The 13,129-nt window shown below is 40.5% G+C and carries 15 protein-coding genes; 7 read left to right on the top strand and 8 right to left on the bottom strand.

Translation table 11 applies throughout. The features are described from left to right. The first annotated feature begins 116 nt into the window (after nucleotides 1-116). The 3 genes from KXJ59_RS04675 to KXJ59_RS04665 all read left to right on the top strand — a co-directional run bounded on the left by KXJ59_RS04675 (nucleotide 117) and on the right by KXJ59_RS04665 (nucleotide 1,962). Nucleotides 117-1,124, top strand: coding sequence for a fumarylacetoacetate hydrolase family protein (locus KXJ59_RS04675; protein ID WP_295201679.1), 1,008 nt, complete (start codon nucleotides 117-119; stop codon nucleotides 1,122-1,124). 115 nt (nucleotides 1,125-1,239) lie between these two features. Next, nucleotides 1,240-1,626 (top strand): GxxExxY protein, encoded by a 387-nt coding sequence (locus KXJ59_RS04670; protein ID WP_295201677.1) that lies wholly within the window; start codon nucleotides 1,240-1,242, stop codon nucleotides 1,624-1,626. Nucleotides 1,627-1,749: 123 nt separating this feature from the next. After that, nucleotides 1,750-1,962 (top strand): hypothetical protein, encoded by a 213-nt coding sequence (locus KXJ59_RS04665; protein ID WP_295201675.1) that lies wholly within the window; start codon nucleotides 1,750-1,752, stop codon nucleotides 1,960-1,962. 157 nt (nucleotides 1,963-2,119) lie between these two features. On the opposite strand, the gene KXJ59_RS04660 is transcribed toward KXJ59_RS04665, so the two are convergent. Then, the gene (locus tag KXJ59_RS04660; RefSeq protein ID WP_295201671.1) at nucleotides 2,120-2,815 is read right to left on the bottom strand and encodes a YjjG family noncanonical pyrimidine nucleotidase; all 696 of its coding nucleotides are present in this window, start codon (nucleotides 2,813-2,815) and stop codon (nucleotides 2,120-2,122) included. A 207-nt stretch (nucleotides 2,816-3,022) separates the two neighbouring features. Here KXJ59_RS04660 and KXJ59_RS04655 point away from each other — a divergent pair, with 207 nt between their 5' ends. The 3 genes from KXJ59_RS04655 to KXJ59_RS04645 all read left to right on the top strand — a co-directional run bounded on the left by KXJ59_RS04655 (nucleotide 3,023) and on the right by KXJ59_RS04645 (nucleotide 5,767). After that, on the top strand, nucleotides 3,023-3,721 hold the full coding sequence (locus KXJ59_RS04655; protein ID WP_295201668.1) for an SDR family oxidoreductase: 699 nt from the start codon (nucleotides 3,023-3,025) through the stop codon (nucleotides 3,719-3,721). Between the two features lie 142 nt (nucleotides 3,722-3,863). Continuing rightward, entirely contained in the window at nucleotides 3,864-4,721 is an 858-nt protein-coding gene (locus KXJ59_RS04650; RefSeq protein ID WP_295201666.1) for a UDP-2,3-diacylglucosamine diphosphatase, read from the top strand. A 2-nt stretch (nucleotides 4,722-4,723) separates the two neighbouring features. After that, nucleotides 4,724-5,767: a glycosyltransferase family protein gene (locus KXJ59_RS04645; RefSeq protein ID WP_295201664.1), complete on the top strand. Its 1,044-nt coding sequence runs from the start codon at nucleotides 4,724-4,726 to the stop codon at nucleotides 5,765-5,767. Nucleotides 5,768-5,884: 117 nt separating this feature from the next. On the opposite strand, the gene KXJ59_RS04640 is transcribed toward KXJ59_RS04645, so the two are convergent. The 5 genes from KXJ59_RS04640 to KXJ59_RS04620 form a co-directional block, all read right to left on the bottom strand. Next, on the bottom strand, nucleotides 5,885-6,766 hold the full coding sequence (locus KXJ59_RS04640) for a flavin reductase family protein (RefSeq protein WP_295201662.1): 882 nt from the start codon (nucleotides 6,764-6,766) through the stop codon (nucleotides 5,885-5,887). A gap of 122 nt (nucleotides 6,767-6,888) precedes the next feature. After that, entirely contained in the window at nucleotides 6,889-7,548 is a 660-nt protein-coding gene (locus KXJ59_RS04635; protein ID WP_295201659.1) for a phosphatidylserine decarboxylase family protein, read from the bottom strand. A gap of 55 nt (nucleotides 7,549-7,603) precedes the next feature. Continuing rightward, nucleotides 7,604-8,467: a phosphatidate cytidylyltransferase gene (locus KXJ59_RS04630; protein WP_295201658.1), complete on the bottom strand. Its 864-nt coding sequence runs from the start codon at nucleotides 8,465-8,467 to the stop codon at nucleotides 7,604-7,606. Nucleotides 8,468-8,572: 105 nt separating this feature from the next. Beyond that, nucleotides 8,573-8,779, bottom strand: coding sequence for a DUF2007 domain-containing protein (locus KXJ59_RS04625; RefSeq protein ID WP_295201655.1), 207 nt, complete (start codon nucleotides 8,777-8,779; stop codon nucleotides 8,573-8,575). Next, nucleotides 8,772-9,701 (bottom strand): CPBP family intramembrane glutamic endopeptidase, encoded by a 930-nt coding sequence (locus KXJ59_RS04620; RefSeq protein ID WP_295201653.1) that lies wholly within the window; start codon nucleotides 9,699-9,701, stop codon nucleotides 8,772-8,774. The genes KXJ59_RS04625 and KXJ59_RS04620 overlap by 8 nt, the downstream gene beginning before the upstream one ends. Nucleotides 9,702-9,880: 179 nt before the next feature. On the opposite strand from KXJ59_RS04620, the gene dusB reads away from it, so the two are divergent. Then, complete coding sequence (gene dusB / locus KXJ59_RS04615) at nucleotides 9,881-10,918, top strand: tRNA dihydrouridine synthase DusB (RefSeq protein WP_295201650.1); 1,038 nt, start codon at nucleotides 9,881-9,883, stop codon at nucleotides 10,916-10,918. A 44-nt stretch (nucleotides 10,919-10,962) separates the two neighbouring features. On the opposite strand, the gene KXJ59_RS04610 is transcribed toward dusB, so the two are convergent. Both KXJ59_RS04610 and KXJ59_RS04605 read right to left on the bottom strand, forming a co-directional pair. Then, complete coding sequence (locus tag KXJ59_RS04610; RefSeq protein ID WP_295201648.1) at nucleotides 10,963-11,640, bottom strand: glutathione peroxidase; 678 nt, start codon at nucleotides 11,638-11,640, stop codon at nucleotides 10,963-10,965. A gap of 16 nt (nucleotides 11,641-11,656) precedes the next feature. Further along, complete coding sequence (locus tag KXJ59_RS04605) at nucleotides 11,657-13,033, bottom strand: aldehyde dehydrogenase (protein ID WP_295201645.1); 1,377 nt, start codon at nucleotides 13,031-13,033, stop codon at nucleotides 11,657-11,659. Nucleotides 13,034-13,129: the final 96 nt, after the last annotated feature.

Raw genomic sequence — 13,129 nt, 5'->3', positions numbered from 1 at the left:
CCACAGCGCGCTCCTTTCTCTGCGGTGAATTTATCCAACTGTTCACCGCAGAGAAAGGAGAAAAAGAGTTTCGCAGAGAGTTTTTAAGCTATTTTCGCTCCTCAAACGATTGAACTATGAAACTGGTTTCTTATTTGTCTGATGGCCGCGATCAACTGGCATTTTTTGTGGATGGTTATTTATATGATTGCGATATGGTACATCCCGAATTACCCAATAGCATGAATATGTTTTTACATTATTGGGATGATATGTTTCCTGTTGCACAACAGGTTAATGCAGCCATTAAAGACGGAAGAATCAGTAAAGAAAAAGGTATTGCTATTGAAGGGCAGCATTTACTCGCACCCGTTCCTTTCCCTACTTCCTGCAGAGACGGTTATGCCTTTCGCCAGCACGTAGCTGCTGCACGCAGAAACCGTAAGGTTGATATGATTGCTGAATTTGATCAGTACCCTATCTTTTATTTTACTAATCATCATAGCATACAGGGTCCTGGCGATATTCATTGCATGCCTGATCATTTTGAAAAGTTAGACTTTGAACTCGAAGCCGCTATTGTTATCTGTAAAAGCGGAAGAAATATTCCGGCAGAAGAAGCCGATCAATATATTGGAGGACTCATGATCATGAACGATATGAGTGCACGCAGGTTACAGATGGAAGAAATGTTATTGAACCTTGGACCTGCTAAAGGAAAAGATTTTTCTACCGTAATAGGCCCATGTCTTGTTACACTCGATGAACTGGAAGCATTTGAAATACCCGCAAAACCTGGCCATACCGGCAAGAACTGGAACCTGGATATGAAGTGCTGGGTAAATGGCGTACAGGTAAGTGATGGAAATGTAGGCGATATGGACTGGACCTTTGCTGAAATCATTGAACGTTGTGCTTATGGAGTGCAGTTGCAACCGGGTGATGTTATCGGTAGCGGAACAGTAGGCACTGGTTGTTTTCTTGAACTCAATGGAACAGGTAAACTCAATGACCCCAATTACGAGGAACAATGGTTACAGCCGGGCGATGTGGTGAAAATGGAAATTGATGGTATTGGTGTACTGGAAAATACAATTGTAAAAGAAGACACCGATTTCTCCATTTTAGCGAAAAAGAAACTCTAAAATCAGGTATTTATACGGTATTTTTCTTTGGGTTGTTTTGATATTTTGAGCTGCGATAATTTCTGTGCTTTTTTTCACCGCAGAGAAAGGAGTAAGCAGAGGTTTCGCAGGGAATATGGATAGACACGAACTAAACAGGATTGGTGGTATGATACTTAATGCCGCCATTACTGTACACAAAGAATTAGGGCCGGGCTTGCTGAAATCTGCATATACTATTTCACTAGCCAGAGAATTATCGCTAAAAAATTTACAAACCAGAACACAGGTACCTATTGAGCTTTCCTACAAAGGGGTTGAATTGGGTAAAGTATATGTAATCGATTTATTGGTTGAAAATGAAATCATTATAGAAGTAAAATCAGTTGATGGCATCAACCCGATTTTTGTAGCTCAGCTTATTACCTACTTAAAAATATCCGGAAAAAATCTGGGCTATCTCATCAACTTCAATACCCTTCTCCTAAAAGATGGTTTCAAACGCATAGTGCATCAATTCTAACCCTGCGAAACCTCGTTTTCTCCCTTCTCTGCGGTGAATATACTCCGTCACCCCTCTTTTAACAAAAAACTAAACCCCAATTCCTTATATTTGGTACACAAAAAAAACTTAAAACAACGTCATATGAAAAAGGTAATTGTACTCGCTATGGCTGCTTTCCTGGTTACAGGTATTGCATTTGCAGGTGGTGATCATAAACATGATGGTAAAAAATGTGCCAAAGCAAAAGAATGCAGCAAAGAAGGGAAAGACTGCTGCAGCAAAGACGCTAAAAAAGAGACCAAAGAAGTGAAAGAAGTAAAGAAAACCACAGCGAAAAAAAGCGTTAAAGCCTAATCAAATTTACTCTGTATAAAAAGGATGCTTATGTTAAGCATCCTTTTTTGTTTGCTTCCCCTCTGCGTAAACTCTCCGTGTTCTCATTTCTCTGCGGTGAACACTCGAGTAATTTCACCGCAGAGAACAAGAGGAAACGGAGTTTACGCAGAGGGGTTTAAAGTATATCTTCCAGTTCTTTCAGGTGATAAATGGTGTAAGTGGGTTGTATATGTGCCTCAATATGGAGGTGATTCACAAAAACAGTATCCATACCGGCATTAATTCCACCCTGTATATCCGCATCCAGGTTATCGCCAATCATAATACTCTCTTTTTCATTGGCTCCTGTCTGTTGAAAAGCATAATCAAAAATTTCTTTTTGCGGTTTGAGACTGTTACTAGCCTCTGAAGTAATCACTGCTTCAAAGTAAGCATGCAGACCAGAGCTTTGCAGTTTATTATGCTGAACTTTTTCAAACCCGTTGGTTACAAGATGCAGGTTATACCCTTTTGTTTTCAGGTATTCCAGTATCTCAAATGTGTATGGAAAGATGGCTTTTTTGGATGGGAGTGTCTCTAAAAAACTAACAGACATTGTTCGCGACAATTGTTCATCGGCCAGTTTATAATCCAGTAAAGCCAGCCACATTCTTTTCCAACGCAATTCATCCTGTTTAATAAACCCTTTGGTATATCTGTCCCACAGTCTTTCGTTATGAAAACTATAACGGGTGAAAAAAGCGTCAAAGTCATCTATGCCTCGGCTCTTTAAATCGTATTGATGGTAGAGGTCCTGTAAAGTAGCTTTTGCATTGGTTTCAAAATCCCAGAGTGTATGATCAAGATCAAAAAATATATGTTTATAGCGCATCCTCAAATGTAATAACAACTTAGCTGAACTAATCAGTCTGTATAAAATTTCAAATAACTCAGCGTAACCTCTGCGTTCTCCTTTCTCTGCGGTGAACTTACTCGAATATTCACCGCAGAGAAAGGAGAACGCAGAGATTTCGCTGAGATAATGGGGACTGGTTAAGAATAAATGTTTTATTTCGTAGTAGAAAAATCTACCCGTATCATGAATGTAATTGTAACAGGCGCTTCGAAGGGAATTGGTAAAGCTATAGCAGGTCAGTTTGCAGCAGCCGGTCATCAGTTGTTTTTATGCAGTCGTGGCGAAAAATCTCTGTATGATACTGTCAATGAATTACAAACCCGTTTTCCTGATGCCCTTATTAAGGGACGACCTACGGATATGACTGTAAAAAATGAGGTATCTGCATTTGCTGACTGGTGTTTACAAAAAGGAACGCCCGATATCGTCATCAATAATTCCGGTCATTTTATTCCTGGCAGTGTACACAATGAACCCGAAGGATCTTTGGAAGAAATGTTGCAATCAAATTTATTCAGTGCCTATCATCTTACGCGCCAGTTGCTGCCTTCCATGATGGCTGCCAAGCAGGGGCATATTTTTAATATCTGCTCTATTGCATCATTACATGCTTATGCCAATGGAGGCAGTTATAGTATCAGTAAATATGCTCTCGCTGGTTTCAGCAAAAATCTGCGTGAAGAAATGAAACCACATGGTATAAAAGTTACTGCCGTATATCCCGGGGCTGCTCTTACCGCCAGTTGGGATGGGTTTGATATTGATCCGAAAAGGATCATGGAAGCCGATGATGTGGCTAAAATGGTATATGCTGCCAGTCAGCTCTCTCCAATGGCAGTAACAGAAGACATTATAATGCGGCCGCAGCTAGGAGACTTGTAAAACAGAGGAACAGAGAAATAAGGAATGTCCAAAGGAGAATTCCTTATTTCACCTCTCACGCCTCACGTAAATAACAATTCCTTCACCTAGTCCTAACATTCCCTTCATACTACCGTAGCAATTTTGCTAAACTCCACGGTGTATGGACAGACGTACTTTAGATGTGGTGGTGATGAGCGATCTTCATTTGGGCACTTATGGTTGTCATGCCAAAGAAATTGTCAATTACCTCAAAAGCATTCAGCCGCAGATTTTGGTACTGAATGGTGATATCATCGATATCTGGCAATTCAACAAACGTTATTTCCCGGTTGCACATATGCAGGTGATCAAAGAGATCATGAACCTGCTCAGCAAAGGCACCCGTGTTATATATATAACCGGCAACCACGATGAAGCACTGCGCCGCTATTCCGATATGCATATGGGTAATTTCCAGTTAACTGATAAAGTAGTGATGGAGATAAATGGAAAAATGACCTGGATCTTTCATGGAGATGTATTTGATGCCACCACCAAAGGCAGCGCAAAATTATTAGCGAAACTGGGCGGACACGGTTATGACCTGCTCATACTCATCAACAGCCTGATTAACCGTTGTCTCAAGTTAATGGGCAGGGAGAAAATGAGTTTCAGTAAAAAGGTAAAAAACAGTGTGAAGAAAGCTGTGTCATGGATCGGAGATTTTGAACAGACAGCCGGAGAACTGGCTATTGAAAAGAAATATGATTATGTAATCTGTGGGCATATTCACCAGCCACAAAAAAGAACGATTAGTACCAAAGACGGTTCTGTTACCTACCTCAACAGTGGCGACTGGATAGAAAATCTTACTTCGCTTGAATACCAGAACAATGAATGGAGTATTTATCACTACGATGAAAAACAATTTGCTACTGATACAGCACCGGTAGTAACCATGGAAAGAAAGTTGCCACAACTAAATGTAGTAACAGATGAGATAGCCTTATTCATTCACTCTTTAGCCATACAGCCATGAGCATGAAAATACTATACGCAGTGCAGGCAACAGGCAACGGGCATATCAGTCGGGCCATGGAACTCATGCCCTACCTCCAGCAATACGGAGAAGTAGATGTATTTCTGAGTGGAAGCAACAGTAACCTGCAACCCAATTTGCCTGTTAAATACAGAAGTAATGGCTTGAGTTTATTTTATGGCAATACAGGTGGTCTCGATTACTGGCGTATGTGGAAGGAATTGAGTCTGAAAAGAATCTGGCAGGAAGCTAAAACACTACCCGTTGAAAAATATGACATTGTACTGAACGATTTCGACAGTATTACTGCCATTGCCTGTGCCTTGAAAAAAGTACCCAGTGTTGGTTTTGGACATCAGGCAAGTTTCCAGAGCAAGCATACACCCAGAAGTTTAAAAAAAGATATAGCGGGAGAAATTGTATTACAGCGATATGCAAGAGCATCTGCATATATAGGTTTACACTTTCAGCAATACGATGATTTTATTTATTCACCTGTTATCAAAGAAAATATCCTTAAAGCTGACCCGAAAAATAATGGTCATATCACTGTATATCTTTCTCATTACAGCGATGAAGTAGTGGTACAGGCTTTACATAAAATACAGGGCATCCGTTTTGAAGTGTTTTCAAAAAAGGTAAAGCAGCAGGAAAGAAAAGGCAATGTCACACTCATACCCATCAGCAATGAAGGGTTTACACAAAGCATGATACAGGCCCACGGTATCATTACCGGCGCTGGTTTTGAAACACCGGCAGAAGCTTTGTACTTAAACAAGCAATTGCTTTGTCTGCCTATACGTGGTCAGTATGAACAGTTATGCAATGCGGCTGCGCTGAAAGATTTTAATGTAAGCGTAATAGATAAAATTACTAATGAGTTCTACTTGCATGTTGAAAGCTGGTTACAAAACAGTGTCGTAAAGCCATTAATACTTTCACATAGCACATACGATATTGTTCAGAAAGCAATAGAAACAGGAAGAAGTTTCCAGAAAAACCCTGAGCAGGAATTCTTCCCCGATATATTTTCCTACCAAAAATAGAACTCCACTCTGCGTAAACTTCGTTATCTCATGTTCTCTCCGGTGATTGTTCGAGTAATTTCACCGCAGAGAACGAGAGGAAACAGAGGTTTCGCAGAGGAGTTTATAATGAATGCTTTATAAACAGAGGAGTACCTGCCAGGCTTTATCTACCTGGTTTTCATTTAGTAGTTCTACAGCATATTTATGCAGTTCAACTTCCATCTCTGATGGGCTTACCGAATAATACTGAAAAATATTTTTTACGCGGTCGTCTGCAAAAGAAGCATCAATATCAGGTAGTGAATGAACGTTGGCAAGCATTCCCAGGTGGTTACCTGTTAGAGTAGTACTGTTTCTTATACTATCTGGTAACTGGTCTACACCAATGCCAAGCTGCGTATTGGGCTTGGGTACTTTAAATAAATTATCCGGACTCACTTTACAATACCAATCACCACCCAGTCTAGCAACCAATTGTAATTTTTGCTGATCAATTTTTCCATCTTCTCCCAAAATGCTTTCGTCCACATGCATACACAGCACTTCAGCAATTACCAGTTGCCCTGCGCCACCATTTTCTCCAAGGCTTTTTACTTCATTTACTTTGCATTCCAGTTTAATCTTCGCTTCCTTTACCATTGGAGGTTTTACTTTAGTGGCTGGTTCACTGGTAAAACCCGCTTTAATAAATTCATTCACTCCTTTAGGAAATTCGCAACTCGATAAACTTACCTGCTGTACCATATCGTAATCAACAATATTGATCACACATTCAGGTACTTCCAGCACATTTTCAAGCGTATGTTTTGTGGTATTGTCGCGGCCCCTTCGGGCAGGCGAGAAAATAACAATAGGAGGGTTAGATGAAAACAGGTTAAAAAAGCTAAACGGACTCAGGTTTACATTACCTGCTTTATCAATGGTACTGGCAAAACATACAGGGCGTGGTGCAATAGCATGTTGCAACCATTGTTGTTTTTCCATTACAGGTAAGGAACTGATGTCGATCGTTTTCATTTGATATTTTTACTCTGCGAAACCTCTGCTTCTCTCGTTCTCTGCGGTGACTATTCGAGTAAGTTCACCGCAGAGAACGTGAGGGCACTGAGTTTTCGCAGAGGAGGTGTTTAGAGGAGAATTTATTGCCAGCTTGCCAATACGGTAACGCCGCCCTTCACCACCTGGTTCATACTCACATCTATTTTAGTGCCAACAGGCAATAAGATATCTACGCGGCTACCGAATTTGATAAAACCATATTCATCACATTGTTTTACCTGCTGTCCAACAGAGGTATAATTACAGATGCGTTTGGCCAATGCTCCTGCAATTTGTTTGTAAAGAATGGTTCCGTAATTATTTTTCACAGCAACGCTCCATCTTTCATTTTCTGTAGAAGATTTAGGATGCCATGCCACGAGGTATTTGCCTTTATGATATTGATTGTACACTACTTCACCACTCATTGGATTACGGTTGACGTGTACATTGGCGGGGCTCATAAAAATGCTTACCTGTATTCTTTTGTCTTTAAAGTATTCTTCATCTACTATTTCTTCAATCACTACCACTTTCCCATCTGCCGGGCAAATGAGTTTTTTATCATCCAAAGTGTGAACGCGATTTGGTATGCGGAAAAAAGAGATCAGGAACAACAGAAGTCCCAACGTAACCACAAAAATGCTGATGGCGAGCCAGGGAAGTGATGCACTAAAAAAGGTAAACGATGCCACATTCAGTACCCCGAAAATCAAAGCACTGATGCCAATCGTCTGGTAACCTTCACGATGAATGGTCATGAGTTTAGAATTAGACAACAAAGGTAAACGAATGGCGCAAAATTTCGTCTGTTTATTAACGAAGTAAAAACAGCAGTAACCATACATAGGGTATGGCCAGTAACAAAGAATCGAACCTGTCTAAAAAACCGCCGTGTCCGGGCATAAAACTTCCACTGTCTTTCACACCCGCCATTCGTTTCAGCTTACTTTCAAACAGATCACCAAGTGTACCCATTACAGCAGCGGTTACCGTAATGATGATCATTTGAGTTGCATCAAGCTCCAACCAGTACACAGCCACAAGTGTAACCGCCAATACAGCCAGTATGGCACCTCCTATTGTTCCTTCCCAGGTTTTTTTGGGTGAAATGGGTGAGAAAGGTGTTTTACCTATAAACGATCCAACAATATATGCCATGGTATCATTGATCCAGATGGTAGCTATGATAAGTATGGGTAATAACCAACCACTGTTGGCGAATTGGGGTGAAGTGACTTCATTATAAAGGTCTGTCAGCAAACCCCATGACAGCGAGATATAGAGCAATCCACCAACTGTATAACCAATGATTTTCCAGTCGGGCATGCGCGCTTTGATGAGTTTCAAGAGTATTAGGCCTGCCAATGATATTACTAATATCCAGCCTCCCACTTCTCGCAAAAAAATATTTCCGATGGTGTATTGATCATCTGTCATCCAAAACATAAATCCCAACCCGGCAATAATGGCTCCTGCCTTGTGTATTGGTGAAATACTCTGGTATCTTGAATCAATTTTTCCGATTAGTGATATGTATTCAATCCAACAACCAACATGTATCACTGAAAACAACAAAAGAAAACTCCATTGATTCCATAATAATCCACCCAACATTACCACCACAAAAACAATAGCGGTTAAAGCACGGGTTCTGAAAGTTTGAAAATTGAAAGCCATGGTGTGAAGGTAAGGCAGATAGTGTATAGTCCATAGTCGATGGCCCATAGTTTATTCATCCTGGTTCTAACCATGGACCATCGACTATGGACTATATGCTATCAACTAATTCAACAGCGTCTTATTAATCAGTTCGCTGGCTGCCAGTTGCAGGTGGGCCGGAACAAAAATTTGTATATCACCAAACATGGGATAGCTACTGTCCTGCTTATTCAGTACCTGAACAGGTATCTGGTTTTCTTCCAGCATGCCCTTTATAATAGCTGCTTCGGCATAAGCACGGGTAGAAAATATTTTTTGCCAGTTACTCATGAGTAGTTATCGGTTCTGATGATATAATTGATGAAGACACAGTCTTACTTTGTTTATACAACTGCTTAAAAAGTAATACCAGCAATGCCAGTCCAACAAGTCCCCACCAAACAGGCATGGTTTCATCAATAGCTTTCTCAACAGATTTTCCCTGCGACTGAACAATGTATAATTGGGCAACAATAAATGCATTGTTGAGGAAATGTTGCAGTATACTTAACCAGAGATTATTGGTATAATAAAAAATCAATCCCAATATCATTCCGAGTGCAATTCTTGGCAGGAACCCGAAATAGGAAAAATGTATGGCGCTGAATAAAATACTGGTGATGATAATACCGACCCATGCATTTTTGGTCCATTGAATAAATATTTTCTGAAAAGCACCACGAAACAATACTTCTTCAAAAATAGCGGGAGCCAATGCCATCACCAATATGGCCAGTATAAAATCGGAGATACTGTTCATATAAGCCATGTTGAGCATGGCATTTTTATAGGTTTGTTCCAGTGCTTTTGCCTTTTTGAGCCATTCTTCAGAAAGTGGGATATCCTGGTTCAACATACCCAATGCACCGCTTAAAATCATTCCCGCAAAAGTGATTAAGATTACCAGTCCAACCTGTCTGGTACTCATTTTCAGGTTAAACCCGAGATAATTAAGTGGTTGACGGTTTACAATTTTTGCAAATACAAGAGATGGAACCAGAAAAGCAATCAGTGTTGCCATTGTATTCAACAGCCTTGAAATATTGGCATTTTCGGGTTTATTCATGGCATCGGGCACTTCCAAAAGGGAAACATCTAACAAACTGGTACCCAATGCTGCCATGAGCAGGGAGCCAATTACCATACCAATACCTACAAGTCCGAGCAAAAGCAAAAACTGTACAGGAAAACTAATCTGTGCCTTCTGATTCATGTGGTTGAAGAATAAGCTTGTAAATTTGCACCCTGTTCGGGCCGATGTCTAAGATACAGGTATCGGGTCATATACCTACTTCCGGTTAAACGGGTAAATGACCATCCGTATATCCATACAGATTTCGGATATGAACAGTTCAGACAAAGAAACAGAGAAAAGAACTAGAATGTTGCATCATGGTTAAAATTGACAAGATAGAATTACCAGATTTTCCGCTCTTACTTGCACCGATGGAAGATGTAAGCGACCCGCCCTTTCGTATGGTTTGTAAGGAGAACGGGGCCGACCTGATGTACACTGAATTCATCAGCAGCGAAGGATTAATTCGTGATGCTATTAAAAGCAGAAGAAAACTCGATATTTTCGATTATGAGCGCCCTATTGGTATACAGATTTTCGGGGGTGACGAAGAAAGCCTCGCACTGGCGGCAAAAATTGTAGATGTTACCAATCCAGACCTGCTCGATATCAATTTTGGCTGCCCCGTAAAAAAAGTTGCGGGTAAGGGTGCAGGCGCTGGTGTACTGAAAGATCTCGACCTGATGGTTAGACTTACAGATGCTGTTGTAAAATCTACCCGCCTGCCCGTAACCGTTAAAACAAGATTAGGCTGGGATGACAACAGTAAAAATATAGAAGAAGTAGCTGAAAGATTACAGGATGTAGGCATCAAAGCATTAAGTATACATGGAAGAACTCGTGCCCAGATGTATAAAGGTGAGGCCGACTGGACCCTGATTGCCAAAGTAAAAAATAACCCGCGTATTCATATTCCCATTTTTGGGAATGGTGATATTGACAGTCCGCAGAAAGCATTAAGCTATAAAAATAAATACGGCGTAGATGGTATTATGATTGGTCGTGCCGCCATTGGTTACCCCTGGATATTCCGTGAGATTAAACATTATGTGCAAACCGGCGAACTGCTGGCAGCCCCTACAGTAGAAGAAAGGGTGAATGTTTGTCGCCAGCATTTGCGTAAATCGATCGAGTGGAAAGGCCCCATTGTTGGCATCAATGAAATGCGGAGGCATTATGCCAATTACCTGAAAGGTCTGCCCGGTATTAAAGATTACCGTAACAGGCTGGTTACTTTAAAGAACATGGAAGAAGTGGAAGGAGTATTAGATGAAGTAGCTGTTAACTATAAAGATTTTGTGATGGAGAGACAGGCAATTGAGTTGGTAAATTATCATGAAAACTGCCCGTTATAATTAATCTGTGAATCTGTGGCAAAGAATAGCCACAGATTCACAGATTATGGTTTAATGTATTTTATCAGTGATTCATCCAACGGCGAAACCCCTTGCGGGAAAAAAGCTTCAAGTACGCCATTTTCATTCACGATGTATTTACAGAAATTCCAGGTGGGCTCCTGCTCATTCCAGCCATTTAATGAAAGGCTACTCAGCCATTGAAACACAGGATTCTGCTCTGCACTTTTAATCACACTACTCTTTTGTGCGAGTAAAAACGTTACTCCATAATTTATTTTACAGAATTCAGCAATAGCCGCATCATCGCGCTGTTCCTGTTGTTTAAAATCATTGGCAGGGAAGCCAATAATTACCAGGCCATCGTCTTTGTATTGCTTATATAGTGCCTCCAGTTCTGCATACTGACCTGTATATCCACAATCGCTTGCAGTATTTACCAATAAAACTTTTTTACCCCTGAACGTTTCCATTGAAAGGGTTGTACCATTATTAAGTGTAAACCGGAGTTGATAAAAGGAGCTGACTGGCTGCATTTGTTTTTTATTTACTAAACCTTTTGATGATCCACCAAATAATTTACCCGGGAGCATAATAACAGGGTAAAAAGTTTTTAACAGTGATTGTCGCCAGGTCATATCTTTTCTTTTAAGTAATAATACTACAATGAGTATAACAAGAAAGGCAATGATTAGTTTTCGGATAAACGGGGTTTTATTCATGTGATATCTGCTGTTACTATATAAATTTCTTAAACAGTTTCAGCTTGCCTTTGAAAGGCGGGTATTTCATAGCAGGATCAAACCAGGTGGGTGTTTTTAAAACCGCTTTTTCATGGCTGAATGTATCAAAAGAATATTTGCCATGATACCGACCCGTTCCGCTGAAGCCCCTGCCACCAAAGGGTAGATGATGATTGGTTACATGCCAGCTTGCATTGTTAATACATGCAGCTCCTGATGGTACATTCTCCACCCACTTCCTTGCTTCTTTATCATTCGATGAAAAAATATAAAAAGCCAATGGGTTTGGATTACGGTTTATAATAGCCAATGCCTCCTCTTTTGTATTATAACCAATTACAGGCAATATGGGGCCAAAAATTTCTTCCTGCATAATGGCACTGTCAACAGTAACATTACCAAGCAATGCAGGACCCATATACAAACGATTTATATCATTGTCTCCCCCATGAAGTATGGTTCCATTGCTGAGGTAAGACAGCAAGCGGTTAAACTGTTTTTCATTAATAATCTTTCCATACTCATCACTGTTTATCGGCTGTTCTGTAAAAAATTGAAGAATTTTTTTCTTCATCGCCTCTACCAGTTTTTCCTTAACAGATGTATGAACCAATATATAATCGGGCGCCACACACATTTGCCCGGCATTTGAAAACTTGGTGATGACGATACGGTTGGCTGCCACTTTTATACTGGCATCTGCCATAACCACACAGGGGCTTTTCCCTCCCAGTTCCAATGTAACCGGTACCAGACGTTCGGCAGCCATTTTATAAATGAGTTTACCCACTGCTGTACTACCTGTATAAAAAACATGGTCGAAAGAGAAGTTATTCATCATTGCCGGAATAACAGCGGCACCATCACCCGGCACATACAGCACATATTCTTTGGTAAAAACAGCTTCAATTATTTTCTGCATAACAGCTGCTGTTGCAGGCGCAAACTCACTCGGTTTAAGCACCACGCAATTACCTGCGGCTATGGCACCTACCAATGGCATGAATAATAACTGCAAAGGATAGTTCCATGGACCAATAATCAATACCACACCCAATGGCTCTTTTACTACATAACTGGAACTTGGTAAGTTTAACAGATTGGTACTTTTCTTTTCGGGCTCCATCCAGGCACTCAGCCATTTGATGGTATAATTGATTTCATTCAGTAAAAAACCATTTTCTGTTATCCATGCTTCTTCCGGGCTTTTTTTCAGATCGGCATAAAGTGCATCATAGATTTCCTGCTCATAATCTGCCACTGCTTTTTTCAATGCCAGCAGTTGTTGCTTGCGGAAAGCATAACTACGTGTGGCCCCAGAGGCAAAATAACTGCGCATGGCGTTCAAAGAAGTAAGCAGATCGTTCGACATATTTACAAGTTAAGTAAATCAATAAAAGCTGCAAGATTCTTTTTTAATAAATTGCAGGCCGGTTTCATGATCAAATTGAAACCACTCTCCTCAACA

It is taken from the genome of Sediminibacterium sp., assembly GCF_019264485.1.
In the GTDB taxonomy this organism is placed as follows: domain Bacteria; phylum Bacteroidota; class Bacteroidia; order Chitinophagales; family Chitinophagaceae; genus Sediminibacterium.
Note: the sequence above shows the minus strand (reverse complement) of the source record. Positions and strands in the feature narration are given on the sequence as shown.

What these genes read in the sequence shown, in the direction of transcription:
- KXJ59_RS04675 (WP_295201679.1), top strand. Translation starts at nt 117, where the DNA reads ATGAAACTGGTTTCTTATTTGTCTGATGGCCGCGATCAACTGGCATTT.
- KXJ59_RS04670 (WP_295201677.1), top strand. Translation starts at nt 1,240, where the DNA reads ATGGATAGACACGAACTAAACAGGATTGGTGGTATGATACTTAATGCC.
- KXJ59_RS04665 (WP_295201675.1), top strand. Translation starts at nt 1,750, where the DNA reads ATGAAAAAGGTAATTGTACTCGCTATGGCTGCTTTCCTGGTTACAGGT.
- KXJ59_RS04660 (WP_295201671.1), bottom strand. Translation starts at nt 2,815, where the DNA reads ATGCGCTATAAACATATATTTTTTGATCTTGATCATACACTCTGGGAT.
- KXJ59_RS04655 (WP_295201668.1), top strand. Translation starts at nt 3,023, where the DNA reads ATGAATGTAATTGTAACAGGCGCTTCGAAGGGAATTGGTAAAGCTATA.
- KXJ59_RS04650 (WP_295201666.1), top strand. Translation starts at nt 3,864, where the DNA reads ATGGACAGACGTACTTTAGATGTGGTGGTGATGAGCGATCTTCATTTG.
- KXJ59_RS04645 (WP_295201664.1), top strand. Translation starts at nt 4,724, where the DNA reads ATGAAAATACTATACGCAGTGCAGGCAACAGGCAACGGGCATATCAGT.
- KXJ59_RS04640 (WP_295201662.1), bottom strand. Translation starts at nt 6,766, where the DNA reads ATGAAAACGATCGACATCAGTTCCTTACCTGTAATGGAAAAACAACAA.
- KXJ59_RS04635 (WP_295201659.1), bottom strand. Translation starts at nt 7,548, where the DNA reads ATGACCATTCATCGTGAAGGTTACCAGACGATTGGCATCAGTGCTTTG.
- KXJ59_RS04630 (WP_295201658.1), bottom strand. Translation starts at nt 8,467, where the DNA reads ATGGCTTTCAATTTTCAAACTTTCAGAACCCGTGCTTTAACCGCTATT.
- KXJ59_RS04625 (WP_295201655.1), bottom strand. Translation starts at nt 8,779, where the DNA reads ATGAGTAACTGGCAAAAAATATTTTCTACCCGTGCTTATGCCGAAGCA.
- KXJ59_RS04620 (WP_295201653.1), bottom strand. Translation starts at nt 9,701, where the DNA reads ATGAATCAGAAGGCACAGATTAGTTTTCCTGTACAGTTTTTGCTTTTG.
- dusB (WP_295201650.1), top strand. Translation starts at nt 9,881, where the DNA reads ATGGTTAAAATTGACAAGATAGAATTACCAGATTTTCCGCTCTTACTT.
- KXJ59_RS04610 (WP_295201648.1), bottom strand. Translation starts at nt 11,640, where the DNA reads ATGAATAAAACCCCGTTTATCCGAAAACTAATCATTGCCTTTCTTGTT.
- KXJ59_RS04605 (WP_295201645.1), bottom strand. Translation starts at nt 13,033, where the DNA reads ATGTCGAACGATCTGCTTACTTCTTTGAACGCCATGCGCAGTTATTTT.